General features: G+C 46.6%; 4 protein-coding genes. 3 read left to right on the top strand and 1 reads right to left on the bottom strand.

The window, feature by feature from the left end:
• A partial coding sequence (locus tag ACP45E_RS00370; protein WP_198927658.1) for an anhydro-N-acetylmuramic acid kinase occupies positions 1-713 on the top strand: 713 nt, incomplete at its 5' end.
• Positions 714-723: 10 nt separating this feature from the next.
• Positions 724-1,650 (top strand): N-acetylmuramic acid 6-phosphate etherase, encoded by a 927-nt coding sequence (gene murQ, locus ACP45E_RS00365; RefSeq protein ID WP_017036896.1) that lies wholly within the window; start codon positions 724-726, stop codon positions 1,648-1,650.
• Between the two features lie 131 nt (positions 1,651-1,781).
• Here murQ and ACP45E_RS00360 read toward each other — a convergent pair whose 3' ends face one another.
• Positions 1,782-2,123: a DUF2799 domain-containing protein gene (locus ACP45E_RS00360; protein ID WP_017035457.1), complete on the bottom strand. Its 342-nt coding sequence runs from the start codon at positions 2,121-2,123 to the stop codon at positions 1,782-1,784.
• A gap of 263 nt (positions 2,124-2,386) precedes the next feature.
• On the opposite strand from ACP45E_RS00360, the gene ACP45E_RS00355 reads away from it, so the two are divergent.
• On the top strand, positions 2,387-2,549 hold a 163-nt coding region (locus ACP45E_RS00355; protein ID WP_277815662.1), incomplete at its 3' end, for a carbon starvation CstA family protein.

Below are 2,549 nucleotides of genomic sequence, written 5' to 3'. Positions count from 1 at the left end.
TCAGACGCAAGGACATGGCGCTTGGCGGGCAAGGCGCTCCGTTAGTCCCCGCTTTCCATCAAGCTATTTTTAGTGCGACTCACTCCAGCGTCGTCGTGTTAAACATTGGGGGAATATCGAATATTTCAGTGTTGCGACCCAATCAAAAGGTCATCGGCTACGATACCGGACCTGGGAATATGCTGATGGATGCTTGGTGCCAAAAGCACCGAAACCGACCGTATGATAAAGATGCTGAATTTGCGTATCAAGGCAACGTCGAACCTTCCCTTCTCTCGGCATTACTTGCAGAAAGCTATTTGCAGAAGCCCCCACCGAAAAGTACCGGACGTGAGCTGTTTAATCTCGATTGGCTTACGAAACATTTAGTGGACCATTACGTGCCCGCCGAGGATGTCCAGCGTACGCTATGTGAATACACCGCCCTCACTATCTGTGAACAAATCAGGCTCTATAAAGTCGGTCTATCCCCAGAATTATTAGTTTGTGGCGGAGGAGCACAGAATCCATTGCTCATGATGCGTTTAGCCGAGCTGCTACCAGACTGGCAGGTTGCTTCCACTTCAGAAAAAGGGGTTGATGGTGACTTTATGGAAGCCATCGCTTTTGCCTGGCTAGCTCAAAGACGCCTTCACGGACTAAGCAGCAATTTGCCTGAGGTCACCGGTGCCAGTAAGCTTGCCTCCTTAGGCGTAATCTATCCATCCAATTAAAAGGCTTAACATGACTAATGATGCCCTTATTTCTGCCCTTTCTCATCTGGTATCGGAGGGGCGTAACCCCGACACCATGGATATCGATCTTCTTTCAGCAGAGCAAATAGTGGGTAGGCTCAATCAACAAGATAAGCAAGTACCTATCGCGGTTGAGAAAGAGTTGCCTCAAATCGCCAAAGCGGTTGATAAGATCGCTCACGCCTTTCAAAACGGAGGTCGCCTGATTTACATGGGTGCTGGTACCAGTGGTCGATTGGGTGTATTAGATGCCTCAGAATGCCCACCGACGTTTGGTGTTTCAAACAAGATGGTTATCGGCCTCATCGCCGGTGGACCAGAAGCAATTTTGAAAGCTAAAGAAGGCGCGGAAGATTCGCTGACTCTCGGTATTGAAGATCTGAAAGCCATTCAGTTTTCAGAAAATGATGTCGTGGTAGGCATCGCTGCTAGTGGCCGCACACCTTACGTAATTGGTGCACTCAACTACGCCAATCAGATTGGCGCGGTGACGGTTGCGCTGTCTTGTAACCCTGGCTCTCCGATCGCTGAGATTGCTCAAATCGCGATAAGCCCAGTGGTGGGCCCAGAAGCCTTAACCGGTTCCACACGCCTCAAATCAGGTACCGCGCAAAAGTTGGTGCTTAACATGCTGACGACTGCCAGCATGATTCGCATTGGTAAAAGCTACCAGAACCTGATGGTCGACGTAAAAGCGACCAATGAAAAGTTGGTTGCTCGCGCTGCTCGTATCGTTATCCAAGCAACCGAATGCGATATTCAACAAGCAACGAAAACTCTGGATGTCACTGGATATGATGTGAAGTTGTCTATTCTGATGATTTTAACAGGGTTGGACCTCGATAGCGCGAAGCAACAACTTCTGCACCAACAAGGGTTTCTTAGAAAGGCGGTTGAAAGTAGCAAACCCTCTTAACTGATGCGGCGAAACTGATGTCGCTTAACTAATACATCTTGAACATAGCGCTCGCTTAGCCCGTGGGCCAAGCATTGGCCAGGTTGTTTCCCTAGTCAATGCTTTACTTGTTTATGGTAGACACCCATTCATCAGTTGCTGTATTCAGACCAACCGCGTTGCCACTCCATGCGAAATTTCTGTGATTCTTCGGTTCCTTCACATACCCCTTCATAGTACTGACCAGACAGTCCCATTTGGTAAGCAAAATTAGGATTACAGTACTCTGTCACTCCCACAGTATATCCTTCGGTGTATTCCGACACTTTAACGCCACCAAGCTTTGATAAGTCTTTGTATGAACGTTCAGTATGTCCTTTAATTCCATCTTGGTATCCAATTTGATACCAATCCCCGCTTTCCGCTAACTGCTCTGTACTACTAGCACAGCCAGTAAGAGCGCCAACCAAAGCCAGTGCGATAATATGTTTCATTATTTTCCTTTCGCTTATAACGTTTTACTACAACATGACATTTAATTTCCTATCCCGCCACTTAATTTTGATAGCGTCCTTTAAAATCGGTCACAGGCCTTTGAGATATGATGGCAACCGTTTACGTCCGGCACGAACCACTTAATTATATTGGATACCACTCAGCTAGGTATATGACCACTGAGTGGTTTACTGAATGTGCCTATTCATTGGGTTAGTTATCATAGAGGCTGAACTGATAATTTAAATCAAAGGATGACCCTATGTTGTGGTTTTTTACTTGTGTTGCTGCCCTTATTGGCGGCTATTTTATTTATGGCGCTTTCATTGAAAAAGTTTTTGGTATCAATGAAAAACGTAAAACGCCCGCTCACACGAAAACCGACGGTGTGGATTACGTTCCAATGTCGACACCAAAAGTTTACC

It is taken from the genome of Vibrio genomosp. F10 str. 9ZD137, from assembly GCF_049974785.1.
In the GTDB taxonomy this organism is placed as follows: Bacteria; Pseudomonadota; Gammaproteobacteria; order Enterobacterales; family Vibrionaceae; genus Vibrio.
The sequence above is the reverse complement of the archived record's forward strand: the minus strand, read 5'-3'. Positions and strand labels throughout refer to the sequence as shown.

Coding starts and splice junctions, on each gene's coding strand:
- murQ (WP_017036896.1), top strand. CDS start 724: ATGACTAATGATGCCCTTATTTCTGCCCTTTCTCATCTGGTATCGGAG.
- ACP45E_RS00360 (WP_017035457.1), bottom strand. CDS start 2,123: ATGAAACATATTATCGCACTGGCTTTGGTTGGCGCTCTTACTGGCTGT.